Origin of the sequence: Pseudomonas sp. RW3S2 (genome assembly GCF_014268955.1) — a bacterium.
Lineage (GTDB): Bacteria > Pseudomonadota > Gammaproteobacteria > Pseudomonadales > Pseudomonadaceae > Aquipseudomonas > Aquipseudomonas wayambapalatensis.
This window is the reverse complement of record NZ_JABWRM010000006.1, coordinates 41,867-64,629: the sequence shown is the minus strand read 5'-3', so window position 1 is coordinate 64,629 and position 22,763 is coordinate 41,867. Positions and strand designations below refer to the sequence as shown.

Annotated in this window: 21 protein-coding genes and 1 tRNA gene; 4 read left to right on the top strand and 18 right to left on the bottom strand. The window is 64.2% G+C overall.

Annotation, left to right across the window (positions count from 1 at the left end; translation table 11 throughout):
- Positions 1-6 precede the first annotated feature (6 nt).
- Positions 7-852 (top strand): alpha/beta hydrolase, encoded by an 846-nt coding sequence (locus tag HU748_RS10470; protein WP_186670292.1) that lies wholly within the window; start codon positions 7-9, stop codon positions 850-852.
- A gap of 49 nt (positions 853-901) precedes the next feature.
- Here the strand turns inward: HU748_RS10470 and HU748_RS10465 are convergent, their stop codons facing one another.
- Positions 902-1,711: a helix-turn-helix transcriptional regulator gene (locus HU748_RS10465; RefSeq protein WP_186709506.1), complete on the bottom strand. Its 810-nt coding sequence runs from the start codon at positions 1,709-1,711 to the stop codon at positions 902-904.
- A gap of 178 nt (positions 1,712-1,889) precedes the next feature.
- On the opposite strand from HU748_RS10465, the gene HU748_RS10460 reads away from it, so the two are divergent.
- Entirely contained in the window at positions 1,890-3,332 is a 1,443-nt protein-coding gene (locus tag HU748_RS10460; protein ID WP_186670288.1) for an alanine/glycine:cation symporter family protein, read from the top strand.
- Between the two features lie 72 nt (positions 3,333-3,404).
- Positions 3,405-4,394 carry an asparaginase gene (locus HU748_RS10455; RefSeq protein ID WP_186720290.1) on the top strand — a complete coding sequence of 330 codons (990 nt, stop codon included), beginning with the start codon at positions 3,405-3,407 and terminating at the stop codon, positions 4,392-4,394.
- 119 nt (positions 4,395-4,513) lie between these two features.
- Here the strand turns inward: HU748_RS10455 and HU748_RS10450 are convergent.
- The 7 genes from HU748_RS10450 to fdnG form a co-directional block, all read right to left on the bottom strand.
- A tRNA-Sec gene (locus tag HU748_RS10450) sits at positions 4,514-4,609 on the bottom strand.
- Positions 4,610-4,615: 6 nt separating this feature from the next.
- The gene (selB, locus tag HU748_RS10445; RefSeq protein ID WP_186720403.1) at positions 4,616-6,538 is read right to left on the bottom strand and encodes a selenocysteine-specific translation elongation factor; all 1,923 of its coding nucleotides are present in this window, start codon (positions 6,536-6,538) and stop codon (positions 4,616-4,618) included.
- Positions 6,535-7,962, bottom strand: coding sequence for an L-seryl-tRNA(Sec) selenium transferase (gene selA / locus HU748_RS10440; protein WP_186720288.1), 1,428 nt, complete (start codon positions 7,960-7,962; stop codon positions 6,535-6,537). Before selA ends, selB begins: the two co-directional genes overlap by 4 nt.
- Before the next feature lie 115 nt (positions 7,963-8,077).
- The gene (fdhE, locus tag HU748_RS10435; RefSeq protein WP_186720287.1) at positions 8,078-9,004 is read right to left on the bottom strand and encodes a formate dehydrogenase accessory protein FdhE; all 927 of its coding nucleotides are present in this window, start codon (positions 9,002-9,004) and stop codon (positions 8,078-8,080) included.
- Positions 9,005-9,008: 4 nt separating this feature from the next.
- Complete coding sequence (locus HU748_RS10430) at positions 9,009-9,665, bottom strand: formate dehydrogenase subunit gamma (RefSeq protein WP_186670281.1); 657 nt, start codon at positions 9,663-9,665, stop codon at positions 9,009-9,011.
- A complete protein-coding gene (gene fdxH / locus HU748_RS10425) occupies positions 9,662-10,612 on the bottom strand; it encodes a formate dehydrogenase subunit beta (RefSeq protein ID WP_054893573.1) in 951 nt (316 codons plus the stop codon). The genes HU748_RS10430 and fdxH overlap by 4 nt, the downstream gene beginning before the upstream one ends.
- On the bottom strand, positions 10,612-13,680 hold the full coding sequence (fdnG, locus tag HU748_RS10420; protein ID WP_186720286.1) for a formate dehydrogenase-N subunit alpha: 3,069 nt from the start codon (positions 13,678-13,680) through the stop codon (positions 10,612-10,614). Before fdnG ends, fdxH begins: the two co-directional genes overlap by 1 nt.
- Positions 13,681-13,990: 310 nt before the next feature.
- On the opposite strand from fdnG, the gene HU748_RS10415 reads away from it, so the two are divergent.
- The gene (locus HU748_RS10415) at positions 13,991-14,488 is read left to right on the top strand and encodes a heme-binding protein (RefSeq protein WP_238348333.1); all 498 of its coding nucleotides are present in this window, start codon (positions 13,991-13,993) and stop codon (positions 14,486-14,488) included.
- 68 nt (positions 14,489-14,556) lie between these two features.
- Here HU748_RS10415 and HU748_RS10410 read toward each other — a convergent pair whose 3' ends face one another.
- From HU748_RS10410 to HU748_RS10365, 10 genes are all read right to left on the bottom strand, one after another.
- Positions 14,557-15,291 carry an endo-beta-N-acetylglucosaminidase gene (locus HU748_RS10410; RefSeq protein WP_186709499.1) on the bottom strand — a complete coding sequence of 245 codons (735 nt, stop codon included), beginning with the start codon at positions 15,289-15,291 and terminating at the stop codon, positions 14,557-14,559.
- A 275-nt stretch (positions 15,292-15,566) separates the two neighbouring features.
- Positions 15,567-15,740 carry a hypothetical protein gene (locus HU748_RS10405; protein ID WP_186670301.1) on the bottom strand — a complete coding sequence of 58 codons (174 nt, stop codon included), beginning with the start codon at positions 15,738-15,740 and terminating at the stop codon, positions 15,567-15,569.
- Between the two features lie 231 nt (positions 15,741-15,971).
- Positions 15,972-16,907, bottom strand: coding sequence for a sugar kinase (locus HU748_RS10400; protein WP_186720285.1), 936 nt, complete (start codon positions 16,905-16,907; stop codon positions 15,972-15,974).
- A gap of 62 nt (positions 16,908-16,969) precedes the next feature.
- Positions 16,970-18,187, bottom strand: a complete 1,218-nt coding sequence (locus tag HU748_RS10395) for an amino acid deaminase (RefSeq protein WP_186720284.1) — start codon at positions 18,185-18,187, stop codon at positions 16,970-16,972.
- A gap of 37 nt (positions 18,188-18,224) precedes the next feature.
- The gene (locus tag HU748_RS10390; protein WP_186709495.1) at positions 18,225-18,989 is read right to left on the bottom strand and encodes an IclR family transcriptional regulator; all 765 of its coding nucleotides are present in this window, start codon (positions 18,987-18,989) and stop codon (positions 18,225-18,227) included.
- Positions 18,990-19,093: 104 nt separating this feature from the next.
- Positions 19,094-19,483, bottom strand: coding sequence for a RidA family protein (locus tag HU748_RS10385; RefSeq protein ID WP_186709494.1), 390 nt, complete (start codon positions 19,481-19,483; stop codon positions 19,094-19,096).
- A gap of 29 nt (positions 19,484-19,512) precedes the next feature.
- Positions 19,513-20,310: an amino acid ABC transporter ATP-binding protein gene (locus HU748_RS10380; protein WP_186670268.1), complete on the bottom strand. Its 798-nt coding sequence runs from the start codon at positions 20,308-20,310 to the stop codon at positions 19,513-19,515.
- A complete protein-coding gene (locus tag HU748_RS10375; RefSeq protein WP_186670266.1) occupies positions 20,307-20,969 on the bottom strand; it encodes an amino acid ABC transporter permease in 663 nt (220 codons plus the stop codon). The genes HU748_RS10380 and HU748_RS10375 overlap by 4 nt, the downstream gene beginning before the upstream one ends.
- Positions 20,970-20,979: 10 nt before the next feature.
- Positions 20,980-21,642, bottom strand: coding sequence for an amino acid ABC transporter permease (locus HU748_RS10370; RefSeq protein WP_186670264.1), 663 nt, complete (start codon positions 21,640-21,642; stop codon positions 20,980-20,982).
- A 52-nt stretch (positions 21,643-21,694) separates the two neighbouring features.
- Complete coding sequence (locus HU748_RS10365; protein WP_186670262.1) at positions 21,695-22,543, bottom strand: transporter substrate-binding domain-containing protein; 849 nt, start codon at positions 22,541-22,543, stop codon at positions 21,695-21,697.
- Between the last annotated feature and the right edge of the window lie 220 nt (positions 22,544-22,763).

Below are 22,763 nucleotides of genomic sequence, written 5' to 3'. Positions count from 1 at the left end.
AGCGCCATGGACTTTGCGAACACCTCCGAGCAACGCAGCACCTGGCAGTACGACGAACCCGCGCCGGGCACCGAAGGCTTCATCGACGAAGCCTTCGACGGTTATCAGCAACAGGCACGCCTGCTGCTGCCCGACAGCGAGCGGGCACCGCCGCTGTTCGTGGTCGGCGGCGCACGCTCGGACTTCACCCGCCTCAACCCGCTGCTCTATCGCCTGCAACGCCAGGGCATCGGTTCGCTGACCGGCAACCTGTCCGGCCACAGCAAGGCGAGCGAGCCCGGCGCCAGCGCACCGACACTGGCGATCAACCTGCAGGAGGCCCGGCGCTTCCACCGGCATATCGCCGAGCGGTGCCGCACCCTGGTCGGCCACAGCCTGGGCGGCGCGATTGCCCTCAAGCTTGCGGCGCAACTGCCAGACATCGACAAGCTGGTGCTGATCTGCCCGGCGGTCTATCCCGATGACGCCCACGACGCGCCGTTCGGGCCGGCCTTCAGCGCGGCGATCCGCAAGCCCTACGCTTTTCTCGACTGCGACAGCTACGCCTTCCTGCGCCAGTTCCAGGGGCGGGTGCTGCTGGTGATCGGCGAGTACGACGGCCTCAACTCCCAGACCCACGGCCAGGGCCCCGGCACGTCGGCCGGCACCCGCCTGCTGCGCGGTGTGCAGCGCTACAGCCCGATCCCGGAGGAAGTCACCCATGCGCTGCTGCGCTCGGTGCCGGCGCCCCATGTGGAGTGCCTGTTGCTGACCGACTGCGACCACGGCATCGCCGCGCACCTGCGCGATGCACCGGAAATTGCCGATCAGGTGGCCGATGCGGTGGCGGCGTTCATTCTCGACCAGGGGTGACAGGTTGGGCACCGTGGCTTGCTTTTCGCGGGCAAGTAGAGCCGATGCCCTATTCGATCTCGAACAAGCCATTGCTGATCGCCCCGGCGCCGAGCCGGTCGCGAATGTCGTCGTCGATGCGCGGATCATCCGGGCGATAGAGCTTCACCTGGCGATAGGCATTGATTCGGTTGATCTCCTCACCAAGAAACTCCCACACCACGCGAGTGCAGGCAGGGTTGCGCCGGTCACCGCTGGAAACCCCGGTCTTGAGACCGTTGAGGCGGGTGATGCGGCTCTTGAAGCTGGGGATGAGCACGGTCTGGCTCATCTCGTTGAGAGTCAGCGACTCGTAGTCGATCAGGAACATCCGGTCCTGCAACTGGAACGCCGCACCCAGGTAGCGGCAACGCACTTCCGCATGCTGGCTGGCACTGCTGCGCTCCTGGCGTTCCTGGCGCTCGAACAGGAAGCTGCCGCGCTCCTCCCACAGGTGCACCAGCGACACCAGGATCGAGCCCGGTACCGACATGCAGTTGGAGTATTCGAAGTAGTAGCCGCAATAGCGCGACAGATTGCCGGCCTGGGCATGCAAGGGCTTGAACAGCTCGCTGATCGGGTCGTCCTGCGGGCCTGACGACACCGACGGGTTGCGCGCACCGATCAGCCGGGCGAACTGCTCCGGCGGCAGATTCAGCTCGTAATCCTCGACCCCGAAGAAATCGCCGATGCGCTTGAGGTTGTAGGTCGTCGGCTGGCTCTGTCCGCTCAGGTACTTGTTGAATTGCGCGCGATTGATCGACAGCTGTCGGCAAACCTCTGAAATAGAGCGGTAGTGACTGCAGGCGAGTTTGAGATTGGCGGCTAGAAAATCGGCCATGAACGGCGTTCCAGGTGATGCGAGTGGTGCAAGTCTAGCATCAAGTCGCACCAAAACAGAGCAACCCGCGAAATTGTAACCACAGGTGTCATGACCAACCATGCGCGCCAACGATAGCGCGCGTCCTTGCCGCCGCTGGTCACTCCACACGAAGAATAAGAATCGAGGTCATTTTCCAATGCTCGAAGCACTTAACGATTTCCTTTCAGGAAAACTGCTCATCGTCCTGATCGTCGGGCTCGGTAGCTACTTCACCATTCGTTCCCGGTTCGTCCAGTTCCGCCACTTCGGCCACATGTTCGGCGTGTTCAAGGAGTCCCTGCGCGGCCAGGCTGGCCAACTGAGCTCGTTCCAGGCCCTGATGCTGAGCCTCGCCGGCCGCGTCGGTGCAGGTAACATCGCCGGTGTCGGCATCGCCGTGACCCTGGGCGGCCCAGGCGCGGTGTTCTGGATGTGGGTCACCGCACTGGTGGGCATGTCCAGCAGCTTCTTCGAATGTACCCTGGCCCAGGTGTACAAGCGCGCCGACGGTGACGGTCTGTACCGCGGCGGCCCGGCCTACTACATCCAGCACGGCCTGAAGCTCAAGAGCATGGCGATCGTGTTCTCGATCCTGCTGCTGGTCACCTACGGCTTCGCCTTCATCGGCCTGCAGTCGTACACCGTGACCCATTCGCTGCAGAACGCCTTTGCCTTCGACCCACGCCAAACCGGTATCGTCCTGGCAGTGCTGCTGGCCATCACCTTCATCGGTGGCATCAAGCGCATCGCCGCAGTCTCGGACCTGCTGGTCCCGATCAAGACCCTGGCCTACATCGGCGTGACCCTGTACGTGATCGGCACCCAGATCGAACACGTGCCAGCCATGCTGGAAACCATCTTCAAGAGCGCCTTCGGCCTCGACCCAGCCTTTGGCGGCCTGCTCGGCAGCGCCATCGTCATGGGCGTGAAGCGCGGCGTGTTCGCCAACGAAGCGGGCCTGGGCAGTGCCCCGAACGTCGCTGCAGTGGCTGCGGTGAAGCACCCAGGCGCACAAGGCGTGGTGCAGGCCTTCAGCGTGTTCCTCGACACCTTCGTGATCTGCACCTGCACCGCGCTGCTGATCCTGCTGTCGGGCTTCTACACTCCGGGCTTCGAGGGCGACGGTATCGTCCTGACCCAGAACTCGCTGGCCGCCGTGGTCGGTGACTGGGGCCGCATCTTCGTCAGCGTCGCGCTGTCGCTGTTCGTCTTCACCTGCATCCTCTACAACTACTACCTGGGCGAGAACAGCCTGCAGTTCCTGAGCCGCAACCGTGTCGTGCTGATGGTCTTCCGTGGCCTGGTGCTGGCGCTGGTGGTCTGGGGTTCGATGCAGGACCTGTCGACCGTGTTCGCCTTCGCCGACATCACCATGACCTGCCTGGCCTTCGTCAACCTGGTCGCCCTGGCCCTGCTGTTCAAGGTCGGCCTGCGCGTGATGCGCGACTACGACGTACAGCGCAAGGCTGGCATCAAGCAGCCAGTTTTCGACTCCAGCAAATTTGCCGACCTGGACTTGGACCGTGCCGCCTGGCCAGCCAATCCTCAGGCTGAAACAGCCACTGACAAAGCGGCTGGCGAACTTCAGCACCAGCGCTGATACCCTGCCCTGTCCGGCCGCCCCGCTCGTGGGCGGCCGGCTTTCCTTCGCTCCTCGCTTCGGAATCCTTCCATGGGTGCAGTCAAGAATCTCCTCGTTCTCTACACAGGTGGCACCATCGGCATGCTGCAGACCCCCGCAGGCCTGGCGCCGGCGGGTGGCTTCGATGCACGCATGCGTGACCACCTGGCACAGCGCAAGGACGCGCCGACACTGCAATGGACCTTGCGCGAGCTCAACCCGCTGATCGACAGCGCCAACACGCAGCAGGCCAACTGGCTGGCGATGCGTGATGCCATCGTCGAGGCGGTCGAGCATGACGGCCATGACGGCGTGCTGGTGCTGCATGGCACCGACACCCTGGCCTACAGCGCCGCGACCTTGTCGTTCCTGCTGCTCGGCCTGCAGGTGCCGGTCCTGCTCACCGGCTCCATGCTGCCGGCCGGTGCGCCGGACAGCGACGCCTGGGACAACCTGGTCGGTGCTTTGCGTCACTTCGAGCAGGGCCTGGGCAACGGCGTGCAGTTGTATTTCCACGGCCACCTGCTGCACGGCTGCCGCGCCTCGAAACTGCGCAGCGAAGCCTTCGATGCGTTCACAGTGATGGAGCGCCATCGCGAAGGCGAGCGCGCTGCACAGATCCCGGCCAGCCTGGACTACCGCCAGGTGCGCCAACCAGTGAAGCTGGCGGTGCTGCCGGTGTTCCCGGGGTTGTGTGCAGATTACCTGCGCGGGTTCCGCGAGGCCGGTGTGCAGGGCTTGCTGCTGGAGTGCTATGGCAGCGGCACCGGGCCCTCCGATGACCAGGCACTGCTCGATGCGCTGCATGACGCGCGTCGGCGTGGGGTGATGATCGTCGCGATCAGCCAGTGTCCCGAAGGCGCGGTGGTGTTCGACACCTATGCCGCCGGCAGCAAGCTGCGCGATACCGGGCTGGTCAGTGGCGGCGGGATGACTCGCGAAGCGGCGCTGGGCAAGATGTTCGCGCTGTTGGGGGCTGGGTTGGATGTGGAGGCCGCAGAGCGGTGGTTTGCATTGGACCTGTGTGGGGAGCGGGCTTAGGTTTCAGCCTGTCATGGCCTCTTCGCGGGCAAGCCCGCTCCCACAGGGATCTCCACAGTTCTTGAGAATTGTGCTGTACCTGTGGGAGCGGGCTTGCCCGCGAATGGGCCTGGCGAAAATGGCGGAAGGCAGCGGGAGTCGAACCTGCCCGGGAACGGCTGCCGTCCCCAACCGGGTTTGAAGCCCGGCCGCGCCACCGGGCGCGATTGCCTTCCTTGAACTCAGGGCCTGGCCTGCTGCCGGGCCAGCGCGCTGTCGGCGCGGATGTGACGTTGCTCGGCGACCCTGCGGGTCAGGCCGAGCCGGTCGAAGTACTCGAGAATCTGCACACTGCGCTTGCGACCGATGCCCAACATATCGCGAAACGCCGCCACCTGCACTACCGGCGTGTCCTGTGTCTGCCGCAACAGCATCTCGGCCATGCGCAGGATCGTCTCCTGCGGGTAGAACAGGTCGCGCACCACCTGGTGCAATACCCCCAGCCGTGCCAGCTTGCGCATCAGCAGGCGCACTTGGGCTTCCTCCACCTGCTCGGCTGCAGCCAAGGTCCTGACCCAGGGCGGATCGAACGCGCCTTCCAGCAAACGCGGTTGCAGACGCTCCCAGAGCGCAGTATCGGCGTCGCTCAACTGCACCTTGTGATCCGGCAGGTGCAACCACGGGCCGCTGCTGGCGACTGCGCCCTCACCGAGCAACTCGTCCAGCAGGCTGACAAAAGCGGCACGCTCCAGCGGCAAGGCACAGAAGCGGCGCAGGCGGTCGCGGTCGGGGCCAAGCTGGTCGGGCTCCTGCTCATGGAACCGCGCCAGTTGCACGAGCACTTCACGCCTGAGCGCCTGCCATTGCTGACGATCGAACAGCAACGGCCCCTGGCGGGTGGCAATCACCTGGACGTCATCGGGCAACCGCCAACTGTCACGCAGACGGTTGAACTGTCGCTCCAGGCGCTGCGGGTCGAGCCCGGCGGGAGCCGCCGCCAACAGGGCCGGCAGGGCCTGCTCCAGATCGCAGGCATCGCGCAGCACCTGCAGTTGGCGCAAGCGCGACTCGCTGCGGCGCTGTCTGCTGGGGGCGAAAGGATCAAGCACTTGGCCACCGCCGAGGGTGCGCTGGGCGCGTTGGTCGCGCAGCACCAGGCGGTCGCCATGCACAGCCTGCAACGGTGCGTTGAGCAGCAACTGAGCGAACATGCGTTGGCCTGCCGTCAGAGCCTCGCCCTCCAGCAGCGCCACCCGCGCCGTCACGTCCTGGGTGCCGAGGTGCACATGCACCGCGCTGAAATGCTCGAAGGTGCGCGTCTCGCTCGGCAACAATGACAACTCGATATCGATACGCGAACTGGGCGCATGCAGCCACTCGGGCACCAGCCAGTCGCCACGGTGCACCTGCTCCACGGTCAGGCGCTCGGCACTGATGTTCAGCGCCACCCTCTGCCCGGCCTCGGCCACCAGCGCAGCCTGATTCTGCGCATGCAGGCCACGTACCCGTACTGGCTTGCCCGCCTTGCCCAGCAACAGCGTGTCACCCGCACGCACCTGGCCGGCCAGTGCCGTGCCGGTGACCACCACCCCCGCGCCCGAAACCGCGAAAGCGCGATCGATCGACAGGCGAAAACCGCCCTGCGTCGCGCGCCGCTGCACCTGCGCGCGAGCCTCGACCAAGGCCTGGCGCAGCGCCTCGACACCTTCCCCGGTCACGCTGGACAGCGCAAACTGCCGAGCGCCCGCATAGGGCCCGGGCGCCAGCAGCGCATCGACCTCCCGCTGGACCTCAAGACGCCGCGACGCCTCGACCCGGTCGCATTTGCTGATCGCCACCAGCGCCTGGGGAATGCCCAGCAGCTCGATGATCGCCAGGTGCTCGCGGGTCTGCGGCATGACGCCGTCGTCAGCGGCCACCACCAGCAGCACCAGGTCGATACCCTGGGCGCCAGCGAGCATGTTGTGGATAAAACGCTCGTGACCGGGCACGTCGATGAAGCCGGTCAACGGCTCGCCTTCGGCCAGCGCCGCATAGCGATAGCCGAGGTCGATGGTCATGCCCCGGGCGCGCTCTTCCTGGCGCTGGTCGCCGGCCTGGCCGGTCAGGGCCTGGAGCAGCGCGGTCTTGCCGTGATCGATATGCCCGGCGGTGCCGACGATCACTGCACCGGCCCCAGTTGCAGCGCCGGCAACTGCGCCAGCCACTGGGTTTCGTCATCCAGCTGACGCAGGTCGAGCCACAAGGCATCGTCATCGATGCGCCCAAGCACCGGCACCGGCAATTCGCGCAGGGCGCGCTCCAGCACCCCCAGGCTGCGCCCACGCAGCTTCTTCGAGACCTGTGGCCGCAAGCACAGCGCCGCGCTGGGCAGCCGTGCCACCGGCTGGCTGCCGCTGCCGATCATGCCCAATGCGGGCTCGACCGTGACCGTCCACTGCCCGCCCAGTCGCGCAGCCAGTTCGGGCGCCAGGCGCTGCGCCTGGGCGACGATCTCGTCCTGGGGCCGGGTCAGCAGGCGCAGGCTGGGCAAGCGTTCGGCCAGGCGATCGGGGTCGCGGTACAACGCCAGCACCGCCTCGAGCGCCGCCAGGGTGATCTTGTCCACACGCAGCGCGCGCTTGAGCGGGTTCTTCTTGATCCTGGCGATCAGCTCTTTGCGCCCGACGATGATGCCCGCCTGCGGACCACCCAGCAGCTTGTCGCCACTGAAGGTGACGATATCGGCGCCGTCGGCCAGCGCCTGGCGCACCGTCGGCTCGGCGGGCAGTCCCCAGCGGGTGAGGTCGAGCAGGCTGCCGCTGCCCAGGTCTTCGAGCAGCGGCAGCTCATGCTGGTGAGCGATGCGCGCAAGCTCCGCGGTCGGCACCTGAGTGGTGAAGCCCTGGATGCTGTAGTTGCTGCAATGCACACGCATCAACAGGCCGGTGCGCGGATTGATCGCCGCCTCGTAGTCGCGGGCATGGGTGCGGTTGGTGGTGCCGATCTCGTGCAGGCGCACGCCAGCACGGGCCATGATGTCGGGGATGCGGAAGGCGCCGCCGATCTCGATCAACTCGCCACGGGAGATGATCCCTTCCTTGCGCGCGCCCAGGCTGTTGAGCGCCAGCAGCACGGCAGCGGCGTTGTTATTGACCACGGTGACCGCCTCGGCGCCGGTCAGCTCGCGGATCAGGCCCTCGATCAGGTCATCGCGGTCGCCACGCTTGCCGGTGGCCAGGTCGAATTCGAGGTTGAGCGGATAACGCGCGGCGGTCTGCATCGCCTGTACGGCCTCTTCCGGCAACAGGGCGCGACCGAGGTTGGTGTGCAGCACCGTACCGGTGAGGTTGAAGACCCTTCGCACCTGGCTGCGTTGCTGGATCGCCAGGCGCTCGCCGGCGCGGCCAAGCAGGACTTCAGCAGCCAGTTCGACGGCGCTCAACTGGCCGAGGCGAGCGGGTTCGCGCAGGTCGTCGAGCAGTTGACGCAGGCTGGCCAGGGTGGCGTCGCGGCCATGGCGATCGAGCAAGGGCTGGCAGGCGGGATGGCGTAGCAGGGTGTCGATGGAGGGCAGGCGTGGCGCTTGATTGGCGAGGCTTGACGACATGCGGTACTACCTTGGTTGATCCGGTGTCTGTGATGGCCCTTTCGCGGGCAAGTCGCAGCGGCGAACCGCCGCTCCTACAAGCGGAAAGGGCGACTCGGTCTGACAGTGTAGACCCTCACCCGCCCCCCGGCGCCAACATCAGGTTCGGCGCCAGCCGATGAAAGCCTTCCTCGTCCAGGCGGATATCCAGCGCCAGGCTGGCCAGGTCATCGGCCAGTGCCTCGCCCATCGCGTCATTTTCCAGGTAGCAGTGCTTGAGGTAGGTGTTGCATCCTGGGCAGCACTCCGCCCGCAGCGGCGCCTTGCCCGGTGCATGGCGGTCATCTTCCAGGCTGGAGTAGCGCAAGTCCTTGCTCGACTCGCAATACACGCACTTGACCCGCACCACATGCCACTCGCAGGCGCACAGCGAACAGGCCAGGTAACGCAGCCCGTTGTGCTTGCCCCGGTTGCGTACCAGGCCCGCCATCGCCGGCGCGCCGCAGCAGGGGCACTGCGCGAGGCTGCCGCCGGGCTTGAGTTCATCGCTGGGCAAGGCCCGGCGCCAACTGGCCCAGGCAGCCTGCAGTGCGGCGCCGATGAAAGGCACCAGTGCGGCGGGCACGGCATCGTACTGCCCGCTCAGCAAAGCGATGCCCCAGCCTTTGCGCTGGGCCTCGTCGCTGTTGCGCAGGGCCTCCAACGCATCAGCCAATGCGCCTTGCCCCGGTGCCTCGAAGCGATCGAGCAACGCCTGCAACCAGACCAGCCACGGCCCTTCTCGCACCAGGCTGTCGGCGGCCAGCGGCGGCAGGCCGTGGCTGATGCACAGTCGCTGACGCGCCTCGGCCACCGGCACCCCGCCCGGTGGGTTGTCGAGCAGGTGCTGCTGCACCCGGCACAGGCGCGCGACCCACCTCAGGTAGTCGCCAAGGGCATGGCCCTGGGCAAGCTGCTCCAGTCGCGCCGCGCGCAGTTCGAACAGGTTGTCGGCGGGCTGGTGAAGAAACGGCGGCATTACCGCCGATGCTTCGATCTGCCCGGGTTCGAGAATCGTGCTCAAGCGCTCATCCTTCTTTCCGTCCGGGGTTGTGTGGCGTCTTGTCGCCGGTCACTTCCCGGTACCACAGCTCATGATGTTTGCGTGCCCAGGCACGGCTGACCCAGCCATGCAGCATGGCGCCGACCGAGCCCTTGATCCAGATCCCGGCATAGATGTGCACGATGATGCTCAGCACCAGCACGAACGCCGCCAGGGCATGGAGCAAGGTGGCCAGGCGGATCGCGCCGATGTCGAAGTACTGGCTGAACCAGGCGCGCCAGATCACCACGCCACTGACCAGCAGGATCAGCATGCACACGAGCAAGGTCCAGAACAGCAGCTTCTGCCCGGCGTTGTACTTGCCGATCGGCGGCACGCCCTCTTCCTCGTTGCGCATCACCCGATCTACACGGCGCAGCCACAGGCGGTCGTTGGCGGTGATGAAGTTGGCCCGCCAGAAGCGGATCACCAGCCCCAGGAAGAACACGAACATCGCCACCCCGAGGAAGGGGTGCAGGATGCGCGTCCAGGGGCCGCCACCGAACAGGTTGCTGAGCCAGAACAGCGCCGGATGAAACAGCGCCAGGCCCGACAGCCCGGCCATGAAGAACAGGATCGCGACGATCCAGTGGTTGGTCCGCTCGTTGGCGTTGTAGCGCAGGATAGGCTTGTTGTCGTTCATGGCCGCTGCTCCCCTTGCCCGCCGGGCTTGCCCGGGTCATAGACGTGCACTGCCGGATCCACCTGGTGCACGCTGGTATCGGTCGGAGCGGGATGCTCGTCCTCCTCGACCCGCTGCGGCCCGACCCGCACATAGTGGAAGAACCCGGCCAGGACCGCCGCGCCCATGGCCAGCAGCGCCAGCGGTTTGCTGATGCCTTTCCACAACCCTACCAGTGGGCTGATCACCGGCTGGTCCGGCAGGCCTGCATACAGCCTGGGTGTATCGGCGTGGTGCAGCACGTACATCACGTGGGTGCCACCGACACCGTCCGGGTCGTACAGGCCGGCGTTCTCGTAGCCGCGCGACTTGAGGTCGACGATGCGCTCGTCGGCATGCACCTTCATCTCGTCCTTGCTGCCGAAGACGATCGCCCCGGTCGGGCAGGTCTTCACGCAGGCCGGCTCCAGGCCCACGGCCACGCGGTCGGAACACAGGCTGCACTTGTAGGCCTTGTGATCTTTCTGCGAGATCCGCGGGATGTTGAACGGGCAGCCGGTGATGCAATAACCGCAACCGATGCAGTGGTCCTGGTTGAAGTCGACGATGCCGTTGGCGTGCTTGATGATCGCGCCGGGGCTCGGGCAGGCCTTGAGGCAGCCAGGGTCGGCGCAATGCATGCAGCCATCCTTGCGGATCAGCCACTCCAGGTTCCCGTCGTCGCGCTCGTGCTCGGTGAAGCGCATCAGGGTCCAGGTGTCGGCGGTGAGGTCCTGCGGGTTGTCGTAGGTGCCATGGTTGTGGCCGACCTCGTCACGCAGCTCGTTCCACTCCGAGCACGCCACCTGGCAGGCCTTGCAGCCGATGCACTTGGTGGTGTCGATCAGCTTGGCGACCTGCTCCTGCTGGCGTACCGAAGGCGGTACGGTCGTGGTGGCCGAGCGGGCGATGATATCTTGCTGGGCCATCAGATCTTCTCCACGTTGACGAGGAACGACTTGGACTCCGGCGTCTGGGTGTTGCCATCACCGAGGAACGGCACCAGGGTGTTGGTCAGGTAGCCATGCCGGGTCGAACCGGTGAAACCCCAGTGCAGCGGGATGCCGATCTGGTGCACGGTCTGGTTGTTGACCTGCAGCGGACGGATCCGCTTGGTCACCACCGCCACCGCCTCGATATGCCCGCGCTTGCTCGACACCCGTACCCGATCCCCCGCCTTGATGCCCTTCTCGACGGCCAGCACTTCGCCGATCTCGACGAACTGCTCGGGTTGGATGATCGCGTTCAGGCGGCAGTGCTTGCTCCAGAAGTGGAAGTGCTCGGTCAGCCGGTAGGTGGTCGCTGCGTAGGGGAACTCCTCGTGCTTGCCGAGGGTGTCCCACACCGAATCGAAGATCCGGCCTGCCGGGTTGCTGGTGGCCTTCTTGTTGTTCGGGTGCAGCGGGTTGATCCCGATCGGCGTCTCGAACGGCTCGTAGTGCTCGGGGAACGGCCCTTCGGCCATCTTGTCGATGGCGAAGAAGCGCGCCACGCCCTCGGGGTTCATGATGAACGGGTTCATCCCCGCTTCAGGCGGTGAATCGACCTTGAAGTCCGGCACGTCGGTGCCGCCCCAGGCCTTGCCGTTCCACCACACCAGGCGCTTCTTGTGCGGATCCCAGGGCTTGCCCTGCGGGTCGCTGGAGGCGCGGTTGTAGAGGATGCGGCGGTTGGCCGGCCAGGCCCAGGCCCAGTTCTGCACCTGATGCATGCCGTAGGGGTCGCTGTTGTCGCGCCGGGCCATCTGGTTGCCCTGCTCGGTCCAGCAACCGGCGAAGATCCAGCAGCCGGATGCTGTGCTGCCGTCATCTTTCAACTGACCGAAGCCCGACAACTGCTGGCCGCCCTTGATGGCCAGCCCACTGGCGTCGGTCATGTCGCTCACCGCCCAGCCGTTCATCTCCCTGGCGAGCTCTTCGGGGGAAGGCTCGTCGGGGATCTTGTACGGCCAGCTGATGTTGAGCATCGGGTCGGGGTAAGCGCCGCCTTCCGACTTGTAGCGCTCACGCAGACGCAGGAACAGCTCGCTCATGATCTGTACGTCGGTGCGCGTCTCGCCGGGGCCGTCAGCGCCCTTCCAGTGCCACTGCAGCCAGCGGCTGCTGTTGACCAGCGAGCCGTCCTCCTCGGCAAAGCAGGTGGTGGGCAGGCGAATCACCTCGGTCTGGATATTGGCCGTGTCGACATCGTTGTAAGGCCCGGCGTTGCGCCAGAACTCGGATGTCTCGGTGGCCAGCGGGTCCATGACCACCAGCCACTTGAGCTTGCCCAGCGCCGCGGTGACGCGGTTCTTGTCCGGCAGCGCGGCGATCGGGTTGAAACCCTGGCACATGTAGCCGTTGACCTTGCCCTGCCCCATCATCTCGAACATGCGCAGCACGTCGTAGGCCGCCACATCGAGCTTGGGCAGCCAGTCGTAGCCCCAGTTGTTCTCGGCGGTGGCGTTGGCGCCATACCAGGCCTTCATCAGGCTGACATGGAACTTGCCATAGTTCTGCCAATACGAGAGTTGGCCCGGACGCAGCGGCTTGGAGGCGCGCTTGTCGATGAACGCGGCGTAGTCCTGCTCGGCGTCGCCGGCCAGCGTCAGGTAGCCTGGCAGCGAGTTCGACAGCAGCCCCAGGTCGGTCAGGCCCTGGATGTTGGAATGCCCGCGCAGGGCGTTGACCCCACCGCCGGGCATGCCGACGTTGCCCAGCAGCAGCTGGACCATCGCCGCACTGCGGATGATCTGCGCACCGATCGAATGCTGGGTCCAGCCCAGGGCGTAGAGGATCGTCATGGTCTTGCCCGGCACGGCGCAGGTGGCGATCTCTTTCCAGACCTTCATCATCTGGTCCTGGGGCATGCCGCAGGTCATGCTGGCGATTTCCGGCGTGTAGCGGCTGTAGTGCTGCTTCATCAACTGGAACACGCAGCGCGGGTGCTGCAGCGTCGGGTCGACCTTGGCGAAACCGTCCTCGCCCAGCTCGTAGCCCCAGCCGGACTTGTCGGCATAGATCCGCTTGGCCGCGTCATAGCCACTGAACAGGCCATCCTCGAAGCCATAGTTCTCTTTGACGATGAACGACACGTCGGTGTAGTTGCGCACGTATTCGTGCTGGATCTGGTCGGTGGTCAGCAGGTAGTTGATCAGCCCGCCCATGAAGGCGATGTCGCTGCCGGTGCGAATCGGCGCGTAGTAGTCGGCCACCGAAGCGGTCCGGGTGAAACGCGGATCGACCACGATCAGGCGCGCCTTGTTGTGCGCCTTGGCCTCGGTCACCCATTTGAACCCGCAGGGGTGAGCCTCGGCTGCGTTGCCGCCCATGACCAGCACCAGGTTTGCGTTGGCGATGTCAGACCAGTGATTGGTCATCGCGCCACGGCCGTACGTCGGGGCAAGACTTGCCACCGTCGGGCCGTGTCAGACACGCGCCTGGTTGTCGAACCCCAGCATGCCGAGTGAACGGATGACTTTATGAGTCAGGTAGCCTGCTTCGCTGGACGCTGCCGACGCCGCGAGGAAGCCCGTGGTCAGCCAGCGGTTGACCGTCTGGCCCTGGGCGTTCTTCTCGATGAAGTTGGCATCGCGGTCCTGCTTCATCAGCGTGGCGACGCGGTCGAGCGCCTCGTCCCAGCTGACCCGCACCCACTCCTGGCTGCCCGGCTTGCGCATCTCGGGGTATTGCAGGCGGCTGGGGCTGTGGATGAAGTCGAGCAGCCCGGCGCCTTTGGGGCACAGGGTGCCGCGGTTGACCGGATGATCAGCGTCGCCTTCGATGTGGATGATGTTCTGTTTGACGTTCTTGCCCGCATCGCCCTGGCTGTACAGGATCAGGCCGCAGCCGACCGAGCAGTAGGGACAGGTGTTGCGGGTTTCCTTGGTGTGCGCCAGCTTGAAGTGGCGCACCTGCTCGGCGAACGCGGCTGTCGGGGCCATGCCCAACGCCGCGAGACTCGAGCCTCCAAGGCCGACGGCGGCGACCTTGAAGAACTGCCGACGGTTCAGGTCCATCGTGCACTCCTGATCAGGTTTGGACGCACGGGACGTTGCCGGCGTCTCTCGGATATCACGGGCGGCGGTTTGTTGGCCGCCAACATGTAAGACTAGCCAAGAAACGAAAAGGTGCGATGACACATGTCAAATTTGCCGCAGGTTTTGGCCGCTGGCGCTACGAGCGGCACTCCGCACGCTCGCGCTTTGCGGTCACGGCAAGGTCCCCTCGTAGCCCCGCTGTCCGTCCAGCGCTTTCGGAAATGGGCTACACCAAAGCCACTGAAAAGCCGCTAACTTGCCGGGTTTTCCGAAAAACGGATCACTCGCAATGGGTATCAAAAATCTGCTTCTCGCCATGCTCATCGCCAGCTCAGGCGCTGCTCTCCCAAGCTTCGCGGCGGCTTCGGAGGCGACACCTGGCCAAGACGCGCCCCTGCCTCTCACTTCACAACAGGCACGAGAAATAACGGCCGCCGCTGAACGTGCAGCCATCGCCCGAGGCTACGCGATCGTGATCAGCATCATCGACAACCACGGTAACCTGAAGCACTTCCACCGCATGGACGGCACCAGCAGCGGCAGCATCCAGGTGGCACAACTCAAAGCGGCGACATCTGCCCGCTTTCCCTTGTCGACACGCGCGTTGAGCGAGCGCAGCAGCGCACACCCGGCCAACCCCTACGCATCCTTGCCGGGTTTCACCTTGCTGGAGGGCGGGCTGCCGATCCTGGACAGGAACGGCAAGCATATCGGCGGTATCGGCATCAGCGGTGCAACCCCAGAACTGGATGCGTACTTTGCCCAGGCCGCGCTCGACGGGCTGTAGCGATAAAGCGCCGGTGTAGTGCAGCGCAGGAAGATGCCCGCGCCACCTGCGCGGGCATCGGCGATGCATCAGCGGCTGAGCTGCTTGAGCCGCCGGGTCCAGCTGTAATCGGTAGGTTGCAGGTTATCGTCGCCCTCCGTGACGCCATCACGGTCGACGGCGTAGGAGAAAATGCCTGCCTTGTTACCTTGGGTCGGAACCCACTCCGCGTACTGGCGCGCCCTGCTGCCATCGAAATCAGCAGCCGTATCGCCCCAGCGGGTTCCACGCTCCTCGTAGAACGAGAAGCCGACCATGAATTTCTCCGGTGCGAGGAAGCCGCAGAACAGTCTGTCGAAGTGTGCTTGCACTCGCTCCGGGCTCTGTCCGTAAGCCTGGAAAAGCAGGTAGTCCAGCGACGGCGCCAAGGCGCTCAGCAGCTCCATGTCACCCAATTCACTGGTGTCGTAGATGAACAGTTTGCCGCTCTGCTTCAAGCGCTCGGCCAGCAGCAGCGAGACGGCCTGCGCCTTGGCACGCTGGGTGGGCGTCAGTTTTTTTTCAAGGTCGATGTCCAGTCCGTCCAGTCCGGGGACGCAGAGGAAACGTTGCTGCAGATGGTTCGCGAGGTCCTGGTAACCTTGCGGCGAATCCGCAAAGTCCGGGTTGATCAGTTCATCGATGAACAACGTGCGCACGACCTTGATCTGCTTGGCGTGCAGGGCGGGAATCAAGTCGCTCTCCAGCTTTTCCCAGAACAGCGGCGACTCTTCGCCATTGGGAAACACGAAGGCGATATCCACCTCCTCGGGTAGATCCGCCATGGAACAGCAGTTGCCCTCCACCCCATTTACAGTGTCGCGCCAGGATCGGAAGTAGCAGCCCATCAAAGGTTGGTGATTTTGCGTCATGACCAGCTCCGTTCAGTACGGGTAAAGAGCCGCCATTCAAACGACCCCGCACGCGCCTGACAAAACTGAAGGGTTTCCACATTCATCCATGCCCCTTTCCAGGAGCACCCCGCGACAAAAGATGGATCACGTATGAATGAGTGCCTCCAGGCACCTGGCAACCTCAACGCATTGCGCTGGTCTGCGCGTTACCTGAAGCCCTCGCGCAAATCGCCCTCGCGCGCGAGGAAGCGCCCTTCCCTTCTGCCGTTGGCCTGGCCGTCGCGGTAACTCAACACACCGTTGACCCACACCCCGTCGATCCCTTCCGCCGCGCGCTGCGGGATCGCCACGTCGGCCGGGTAGCCGGGGGACAGGGTCATGCGGTACTCCTCGAAAGGGTCACGTCGAATGTTTTGTGAAAGTCATAAAACATTTCCGTTAAGCCTTTTCAAATGACGTGAAACTAATTTTCGTCATGAGGTAAGGGTTGTCGCACAGAGACATGGCGGGTCGTTATTTTTGAAATTCGCCCTGGCGGATTTTCATCCTCGACGCGTTGCGCGCGGCCATGGCAGGTTCAAACCGGGCCAGTCATCTGGCCCGGAGGCCATTCAGCCTCGGGGAATCAGCGCCCCCGGTTGTTGAATCACCCGGCTCGCCAGGCGGTGCCCCGCTTCTGCCGCTTGTTCCGGGCTGGCGCCACGCAGCCGACTGGCCAGATACGCCGCGCTGAACGAATCCCCGGCCGCCGTGGTGTCCACGACGCGCTCGACGCGCTGCGCCGGGACCTCGAACGAGGCACCGTCAGAGCGAATCAGGCACGGCTCAGCGCCGCGCTTGAGGACCACTTCAGGCGTGCCGATTTGCGCATAGGCCGCGAACACCGCCGCGCAATCGGCAAACCCGAACAGGGCCTGCTCATCGTCCACCGTCAACAGTGCCAAATCGACATAGGGCAGCACGTCGCGGTACGCCGCCTGGGCCTGCTCCACCGTGCTCCACAAGCGCGGCCGGTAGTTGTTGTCGAAGACCACCCGCGCGCCCCGCTGTCGCGCCGCGATCAGCGTTTCAATGAGTTTGGTGCGCCCTGCCTCACCCAGCACCGCCAGGGTGATGCCGCTGAAATACAGCACGTCGTAAGCCACCAGCTCCGCCAGAATCGGGGCCGCCGCTGGCGTGGTGAAGCAATCGCGCACGGCGGCTTCGTTGCGCCAATAGAGAAAACGACGCTCTCCCGATGCATCGGTCTGAATGCAGTACAAACCGGGTAAGCGACCCGGTAAGCGCTGGACCATGCCCAGGCCGATGCCTTCGTCGGACCAGCGCTGGCACATGGCATCGCTGAAACTGTCATCGCCCAGCGCGGTGACGTAATCCACGCTGGCGTCATCACCCATTTCACGTGACAGATAGACGGCCGTGTTCAGGGTATCGCCGCCAAAGCCCTGTTGCAGACTGCCGTCAGCGCGCTGCTGCAACTCGATCATGCACTCGCCGATCAACGCGATACGCGCGGTACCGGGGCCGAGCCTGCTGATGCTGTTCATGGTTGTGGATTCTCGATGGTTCTGCTGTTTCACAGGTGATGGAAGGGCTGCGGCCTCAGACCTCAGAAGCAGGTTTCCAGGCTTTCGATGACGTTCAACTGCTCATCCACCAGGCACCCTGTGCGCCACTTGTCGAAGGTCAGGCACGGGTGGGAGGTGCCGAACGAGATGATGTCGCCGACCCGCAATTGCACCCCGGGCGCTACCGTCATGAATGCGTGCTGATCCATCACGGCCGTTACCGTGCAGGCACTGACATCGTCGCCAACTGCCGGCACCACACCGGCCCGGTAGCGCAGCAATGGCATCGGCAGCCCAGCGTCATATGCCACGTCGCGCTTGCCCAGGGCGATCACCGCGAAGCCCGGCTCCGGCAAGGACTGCACATGGGCCCAGATCTCCAGCGCCGGACGCAGGCCCTCGTGCAGGTCGCTGCGGCGATCGAGCACACAGCATTGCGCTTGCTTGTAGATACCATGGTCATGCGCCACGTAGCTGCCAGGGCGCAGCACACTGAGGAAGCGCCCCGTGGCGTTCTGCGCTTCGAAGGACTCGGCGATCAGGTCATACCAGGCCGACCCCGACGCCGTGATGATCGGCTGGTCGAGGGCGAACGCCGCGCTGTCCTGCAGTTGCACGGCCAACTGCACCAGCGACGCGGCGAACGCACGAATGCCGCTGACCGCGTGGTCGCCGTGAATCACCCCTTCGTAGCCTTCGATGCCGGTCAAGGCCAGGCCCGGCTGCGCCTTGATCGCCTCGGCCAGCGCCAGCACTTCGGCTTCGCTGCGGCAACCGCAACGGCCACCGATCACGCCGTACTCGATCATGACGTTCAAGCGCAGGCCGCGTGCGGCGAAGAATGCCCCAAGGTCGGCGACGTTGTCCGGGTGATCGACCATGCAGTGGAAGTCGAATGCAGGGTCGGCCAGCAACTCGGCGATCAGCGCCATGTTCGGCGTCCCCACCAATTGGTTGGCCATCAACACCCGGCGCACGCCATGGGCGTAGGCGGCGCGAGTCTGTACCGCGGTGGCCAGGGTGATGCCCCAGGCACCGGCGTCCAGTTGGCGACGGAACAACGCTGGCGTCATGCTGGTTTTGCCATGCGGCGCCAGCTCTGCGCCGCTGTCGCTGACGAACGACTGCATCCAACGGATATTGTGCTCCAGCGCTTCGCGGTGCAGCACCAGCGCCGGCAGGCTTACGTCGCGCACCAGGCTGGCGCCGGGTTGGCCTGCACCCTTTTCCACGGTGGCGATGTTCAAGGCAGAAGACATGCTCTCACTCCTCACGCGCAGCCGCTAACGGCCACGGTCATTCATTGATGCGACGGGCCAGGCTGTTGGCGCTTTCGATCAACACCCGGCGATAGTCGTTGTAGTTGTTCTTGGCATCAGCCCGCGGGGCGACGATGCACAGGGTCGCGATGGCCACACCGTCACGGTCTTTGACCGGCGCGGCAAAGCAATGGGTAAAGGTGTCCGCAACACTGTCGAAGGAAAAGAAGCCGTCGATGCCAGCCTGGCGGATCTCCTTGAGGAATTGCTCCAGCGGCAGGCGCTCGCCATCGGGCAGGATGAAGTCGTCGTGGTCGATCAGGTCGACGATCGCCTGGTCGCTCAGGTGCGCCAGCAACAGCCGCCCGGAGGCGGTCCAGGGGATGGGGGCGTCTTCACCGATGTCCGAGGAAATGCGGAAGTGCCGCTCCCCTTCGCGCATCAGCGCAACGGTGTACTTGCGCCCGTTGAGCAGGCACATCTGTGCGGTTTCACGGGTTTGGCTAACGATTTCCTGCAGCGCGTGATCGGCCTCGCGCGTCAGGTCGAAATGCCGCAGGTGGGCCTGCCCGAGAAAATACAGCTGACGACCGAGGTAGACATGGCCGTCCTTGCCCACTTGCTCCAGGATCCGGCGCTCGAGCAACGAGGCGACCAGTTCGTAGACCGTGGACTTCGGGCTGCCGATACCATTGGCGATGTCATTCGGCCGCAGGGGCTGGCCGACTTCCTTGAGGTAATCGAGGATATCGAACGCCCGGTCCAAGCCACGAGCCCGGCGTTTGATAGTGTCTTCGGTCATTTCAGTGTTCCCATGCTAGTTCGTAGGCGCTGGCGCAGGCTGCGCGTGCTTGCGATCGGCAAAAGATTGCAGCCTTCGACGGCGCCTACAAGCGCCGCCGCGCGTCAGCCCTTTTTCTTGTAGGCGATGCAATCGATCTCGACCTTGCAGTCGACCATCATGCTTGCCTGCACACAGGCCCGGGCCGGTGCATGCTCGGGCTTGAAGTACTCGGAAAAGACTTTGTTGAAGCTCCAGAAGTCCCGCGGATCTTCCAGCCATACGCCGGCGCGCACCACATCTTCGAGGCCATAGCCGGCTTCTTCGAGGATGGCGATCAAGTTGCGCATGGTCTGGTGGGTCTGCTCGACGATGCCGCCGACGATGATTTCGCCATCCACTGCAGGCACCTGGCCTGACACGTGCAGCCAGCCATCGGCCTCGACCGCGCGGGCGAAAGGACGGGGCTGGCCGCCACCGGCGGTGCTACCCGTGCCATAACGAGTAATGCTCATGGGTGTTTCTCCTGGTTGCAAATTGACTGTTAAAAGCGGGTGCTTTTGAGAAATTCCGCCAAGCGCGGAGACTGCGGGCGCTCGAAAAGATCTTTGGGAGGCCCCTGCTCTTCGATACGCCCCTGGTTCATGAAAACGATGGTGTCCGAGACTTCAAAGGCAAAGCGCATCTCGTGGGTCACCAGCAACATGGTCATGCCGTCCTCGGCCAGCCCTTTGATGACGCTCAACACTTCGCCCACGAGCTCCGGGTCGAGGGCCGAGGTGACTTCGTCGAACAGCATCAGGCTCGGCTTCATCGCAATCGCCCGGGCGATCGCCACGCGCTGTTGCTGCCCGCCAGAGAGCTGGCCGGGAAAATGATCGCGGCGCGCCAGCAGGCCTACGCGCTCCAGCCATTTTTCCGCCAGCACCACGGCCTCGTCCTTGTGCAGCTTTTTCACCTTGAGCAGCCCCAGGGTGACGTTCTGCAAAGCGGTCAGGTGCGGAAACAGGTTGAACTGCTGGAACGCCATGCCGGTCATGGCCCGATGCCGGGCGATGACGTTTTCCGAGTGGCGCACGCGCTTGCCGTTGACCTCGTGGTATCCGATGGACTCACCCTCGAGCAGGATCCGCCCGCCCTGGAACTCTTCGAGCATGTTCACGCAGCGCAACAGCGTGGTCTTGCCCGAGCCGCTGGAGCCAATCAGCGTGACCACGTTGCCGCGCTGCATCGTCAGGTCGACGCCCTTGAGCACTTCGAGCTGACCGTACTGTTTGTGCAGGCCGCGAATCTCGAGCAGGGCCTGGCTGGTGTTCTGGGTAGAAGCTGCAACGTGAGTCATGGCAAGGCCACCCGCTTTTCAATATGCCGGCCGAGTAATTCGATGGCGTAGTTGATGATGAAAAAGAGAAAACCGGCGAACAGGTAGAACTCCAGGGTCATGAAGGTCCGGGCGATGATCTGCTGGGTACTCAGCAGCAACTCGGCCACACCGATCACCGAGAGCAAGGTCGAGGCCTTGACGATTTCGGTCGATGAGTTGACCCAGGTCGGCAACATCTGCCGCATGGCCTGAGGCAACAACACGTAGCCCAGCGCCTGATAGAACGTCAGACCGATGGCCTTGCTCGCTTCCATCTGCCCACGTGGCAGCGCTTGCAACGCACCGCGCACGATCTCGGCGACGTGAGAGCCGCAGAACAGCGTCAGCCCCAGCACCCCGGCCTGGAACGCGTTGATCTGCCAACCCAGCGCCGGCGCCATGTAGAAACAGGCCAGCACCAGCACGAACACTGGCGTGCCGCGAATCAGGTCGACGTAGAAACGAAACGGCGCGCGTGCCCAGAACCTGCCGTAGGTCAGCACCAGCCCGGCAACGACACCGATCAGGGTGCCGAGCAAAATCGCCAGGATGGAACACTGCACACTGGTCAGAAAGCCTGACCACAGGGCTTCGCGGGCGCTCCACAATTCATGCAACCAGCTTGGGGACTCGTACATGAGGGCCCTCCTATCGACGAATCGCCAGACGCTGCTCGAGGTAACGCAGCAGCAGGGCGATGAGGTAGCAGGCCGCGACATAGAGCGCTGTGGTCACCAGCCAGGTTTCAATCACCCGGTAGCTCTCGACATTGATCTTGCGCGCGTAATAGGTCAGCTCAGGCACGGCGATCGCCGCCGCCAGCGAGGTGTCCTTGAACAGCGAAATGAAGTTGTTCGACAAGGCAGGCAGCACGTTGCGCAACATCACTGGCACCGTGATGTACGCCTTGATCTGCCACTCGCCGAGGCCAATGGCCAACCCCGCCTCGCGCAGGCCCTTGGGAATGCTCAGCAGACCGCCACGAAACACTTCGGTCAGGTACGCCCCGGCATACAGCGACAGGGTGATGATGAACGAGGGAATCTTGTCCAGGCGGATCCCCAACCCTGGCAGCGCAAAGTAGATCAACAGGATCAGCACGAGAATCGGCGTGTTGCGGATCACCGTCACGTACACCGATGCCGACACCCGCAATGCGCGGTGCTTCGAGAGCAAGGCAAACGCCATCAACAGGCCGATCACGCAGCCGATGGCGATCGACACCAGCGCCAGCTCGAGCCCCAGACCGAGCCCCGCCAGCAAGGTGTCGAAATCGCGCCACACGGCAGCAAAGTTCAACTGATAGTTCATGGTCAGCAGTACCTGGAGCGGGGTGCGACAGAGGCGCCCCGCTCTTGCGGAGTCATTTGAATTCGACGGGGAAACCAATGGCCGGGCTAGGCAGCTCGACACCAAACCACTGCTTGAACGACGCTGCGTAGGTCGGGAATTCGACACCGGTCATGGCTTCGTGCAGGACGGTATTGACGAAATTCAGCCAGTCCTGGTCGCCGCGCTTGACTGCACAGGCGTAGGTCTGCGGGCTCCAGGCATAGGCCGGGCTGCGATAGCGACCGGGGTTCTGCACCATCAGGTACTTGACCGACGACTGGTCGGTGGCAGCGGTGTCGGCCCGACCGGAGTTCACGGCCTGGTACATCAGGTCAACGCTGTCGTATTGGTCGACCTTGGCCTTGGGCAGCGCCTGGTGCACCAGCTCCTCGGCGTAGACGTTCTGCAGCACGGCCACGGTGACGCTGTCACCCGCCGCCTTCAGATCTTCGATCTCCTTGTACTTGCTGTTGGCCGGCAGCAGCAGGCCGACGCCTTCGCGGTAGTACGGCAGGGTGAATGCCACTTGCTGCGCGCGGCTGGCGGTGACGGTGATGAACTGGCAGCTCATGTCGACCTTGTCGGTCAACAGATTGGGAATCCGGGCGTCAGACGACTGCACCACGAACTCGACCTTCTCCGGGTCATTGAACAGCCCCTTGGCGACCATCCGCCCGATGTCGATATCGAAACCCTGCAATTTGCCATCCGCGCCCTGGAAGTGCCATGGCGCGTTGGTGCTGCCTGTGCCCACGATGAGGTGGCCACGCTTCAACACGCTGTCGAGCTTGCTGTCCGCCGCCTGGGCAATGCCCGCGAGCGAAGCTGAAGCCGCAAAGAGAAAAGCACACGCTGTAAACAAGGAAAGTCGACGCTGCATGACGGGCACTCCCAGATATTGTTTATTCCGCTATACCGGAACGTTGTTTGCAACAACGGAATAGACGGCAGAAAGTGTGCCACAGCCGAGAAGGGAAATCCCACAGCCATTCGAATATGAGTTGAATCAACAGGATGCGTGCTGGCGCGAGCGCAGCATCAAGACGAGCACAGCGAGGGCAGTGCTACCAATGACCACATTGGGTGCGTAACGCCCCACA

Excerpts from the sequence above, each read along its gene's own strand:
- HU748_RS10470 (WP_186670292.1), top strand. The coding sequence starts at position 7 with ATGGACTTTGCGAACACCTCCGAGCAACGCAGCACCTGGCAGTACGAC.
- HU748_RS10465 (WP_186709506.1), bottom strand. The coding sequence starts at position 1,711 with ATGGCCGATTTTCTAGCCGCCAATCTCAAACTCGCCTGCAGTCACTAC.
- HU748_RS10460 (WP_186670288.1), top strand. The coding sequence starts at position 1,890 with ATGCTCGAAGCACTTAACGATTTCCTTTCAGGAAAACTGCTCATCGTC.
- HU748_RS10455 (WP_186720290.1), top strand. The coding sequence starts at position 3,405 with ATGGGTGCAGTCAAGAATCTCCTCGTTCTCTACACAGGTGGCACCATC.
- selA (WP_186720288.1), bottom strand. The coding sequence starts at position 7,962 with ATGTCGTCAAGCCTCGCCAATCAAGCGCCACGCCTGCCCTCCATCGAC.
- HU748_RS10430 (WP_186670281.1), bottom strand. The coding sequence starts at position 9,665 with ATGAACGACAACAAGCCTATCCTGCGCTACAACGCCAACGAGCGGACC.
- fdxH (WP_054893573.1), bottom strand. The coding sequence starts at position 10,612 with ATGGCCCAGCAAGATATCATCGCCCGCTCGGCCACCACGACCGTACCG.
- HU748_RS10415 (WP_238348333.1), top strand. The coding sequence starts at position 13,991 with ATGGGTATCAAAAATCTGCTTCTCGCCATGCTCATCGCCAGCTCAGGC.
- HU748_RS10410 (WP_186709499.1), bottom strand. The coding sequence starts at position 15,291 with ATGGCGGATCTACCCGAGGAGGTGGATATCGCCTTCGTGTTTCCCAAT.
- HU748_RS10405 (WP_186670301.1), bottom strand. The coding sequence starts at position 15,740 with ATGACCCTGTCCCCCGGCTACCCGGCCGACGTGGCGATCCCGCAGCGC.
- HU748_RS10400 (WP_186720285.1), bottom strand. The coding sequence starts at position 16,907 with ATGAACAGCATCAGCAGGCTCGGCCCCGGTACCGCGCGTATCGCGTTG.
- HU748_RS10395 (WP_186720284.1), bottom strand. The coding sequence starts at position 18,187 with ATGTCTTCTGCCTTGAACATCGCCACCGTGGAAAAGGGTGCAGGCCAA.
- HU748_RS10390 (WP_186709495.1), bottom strand. The coding sequence starts at position 18,989 with ATGACCGAAGACACTATCAAACGCCGGGCTCGTGGCTTGGACCGGGCG.
- HU748_RS10385 (WP_186709494.1), bottom strand. The coding sequence starts at position 19,483 with ATGAGCATTACTCGTTATGGCACGGGTAGCACCGCCGGTGGCGGCCAG.
- HU748_RS10380 (WP_186670268.1), bottom strand. The coding sequence starts at position 20,310 with ATGACTCACGTTGCAGCTTCTACCCAGAACACCAGCCAGGCCCTGCTC.
- HU748_RS10375 (WP_186670266.1), bottom strand. The coding sequence starts at position 20,969 with ATGTACGAGTCCCCAAGCTGGTTGCATGAATTGTGGAGCGCCCGCGAA.
- HU748_RS10370 (WP_186670264.1), bottom strand. The coding sequence starts at position 21,642 with ATGAACTATCAGTTGAACTTTGCTGCCGTGTGGCGCGATTTCGACACC.
- HU748_RS10365 (WP_186670262.1), bottom strand. The coding sequence starts at position 22,543 with ATGCAGCGTCGACTTTCCTTGTTTACAGCGTGTGCTTTTCTCTTTGCG.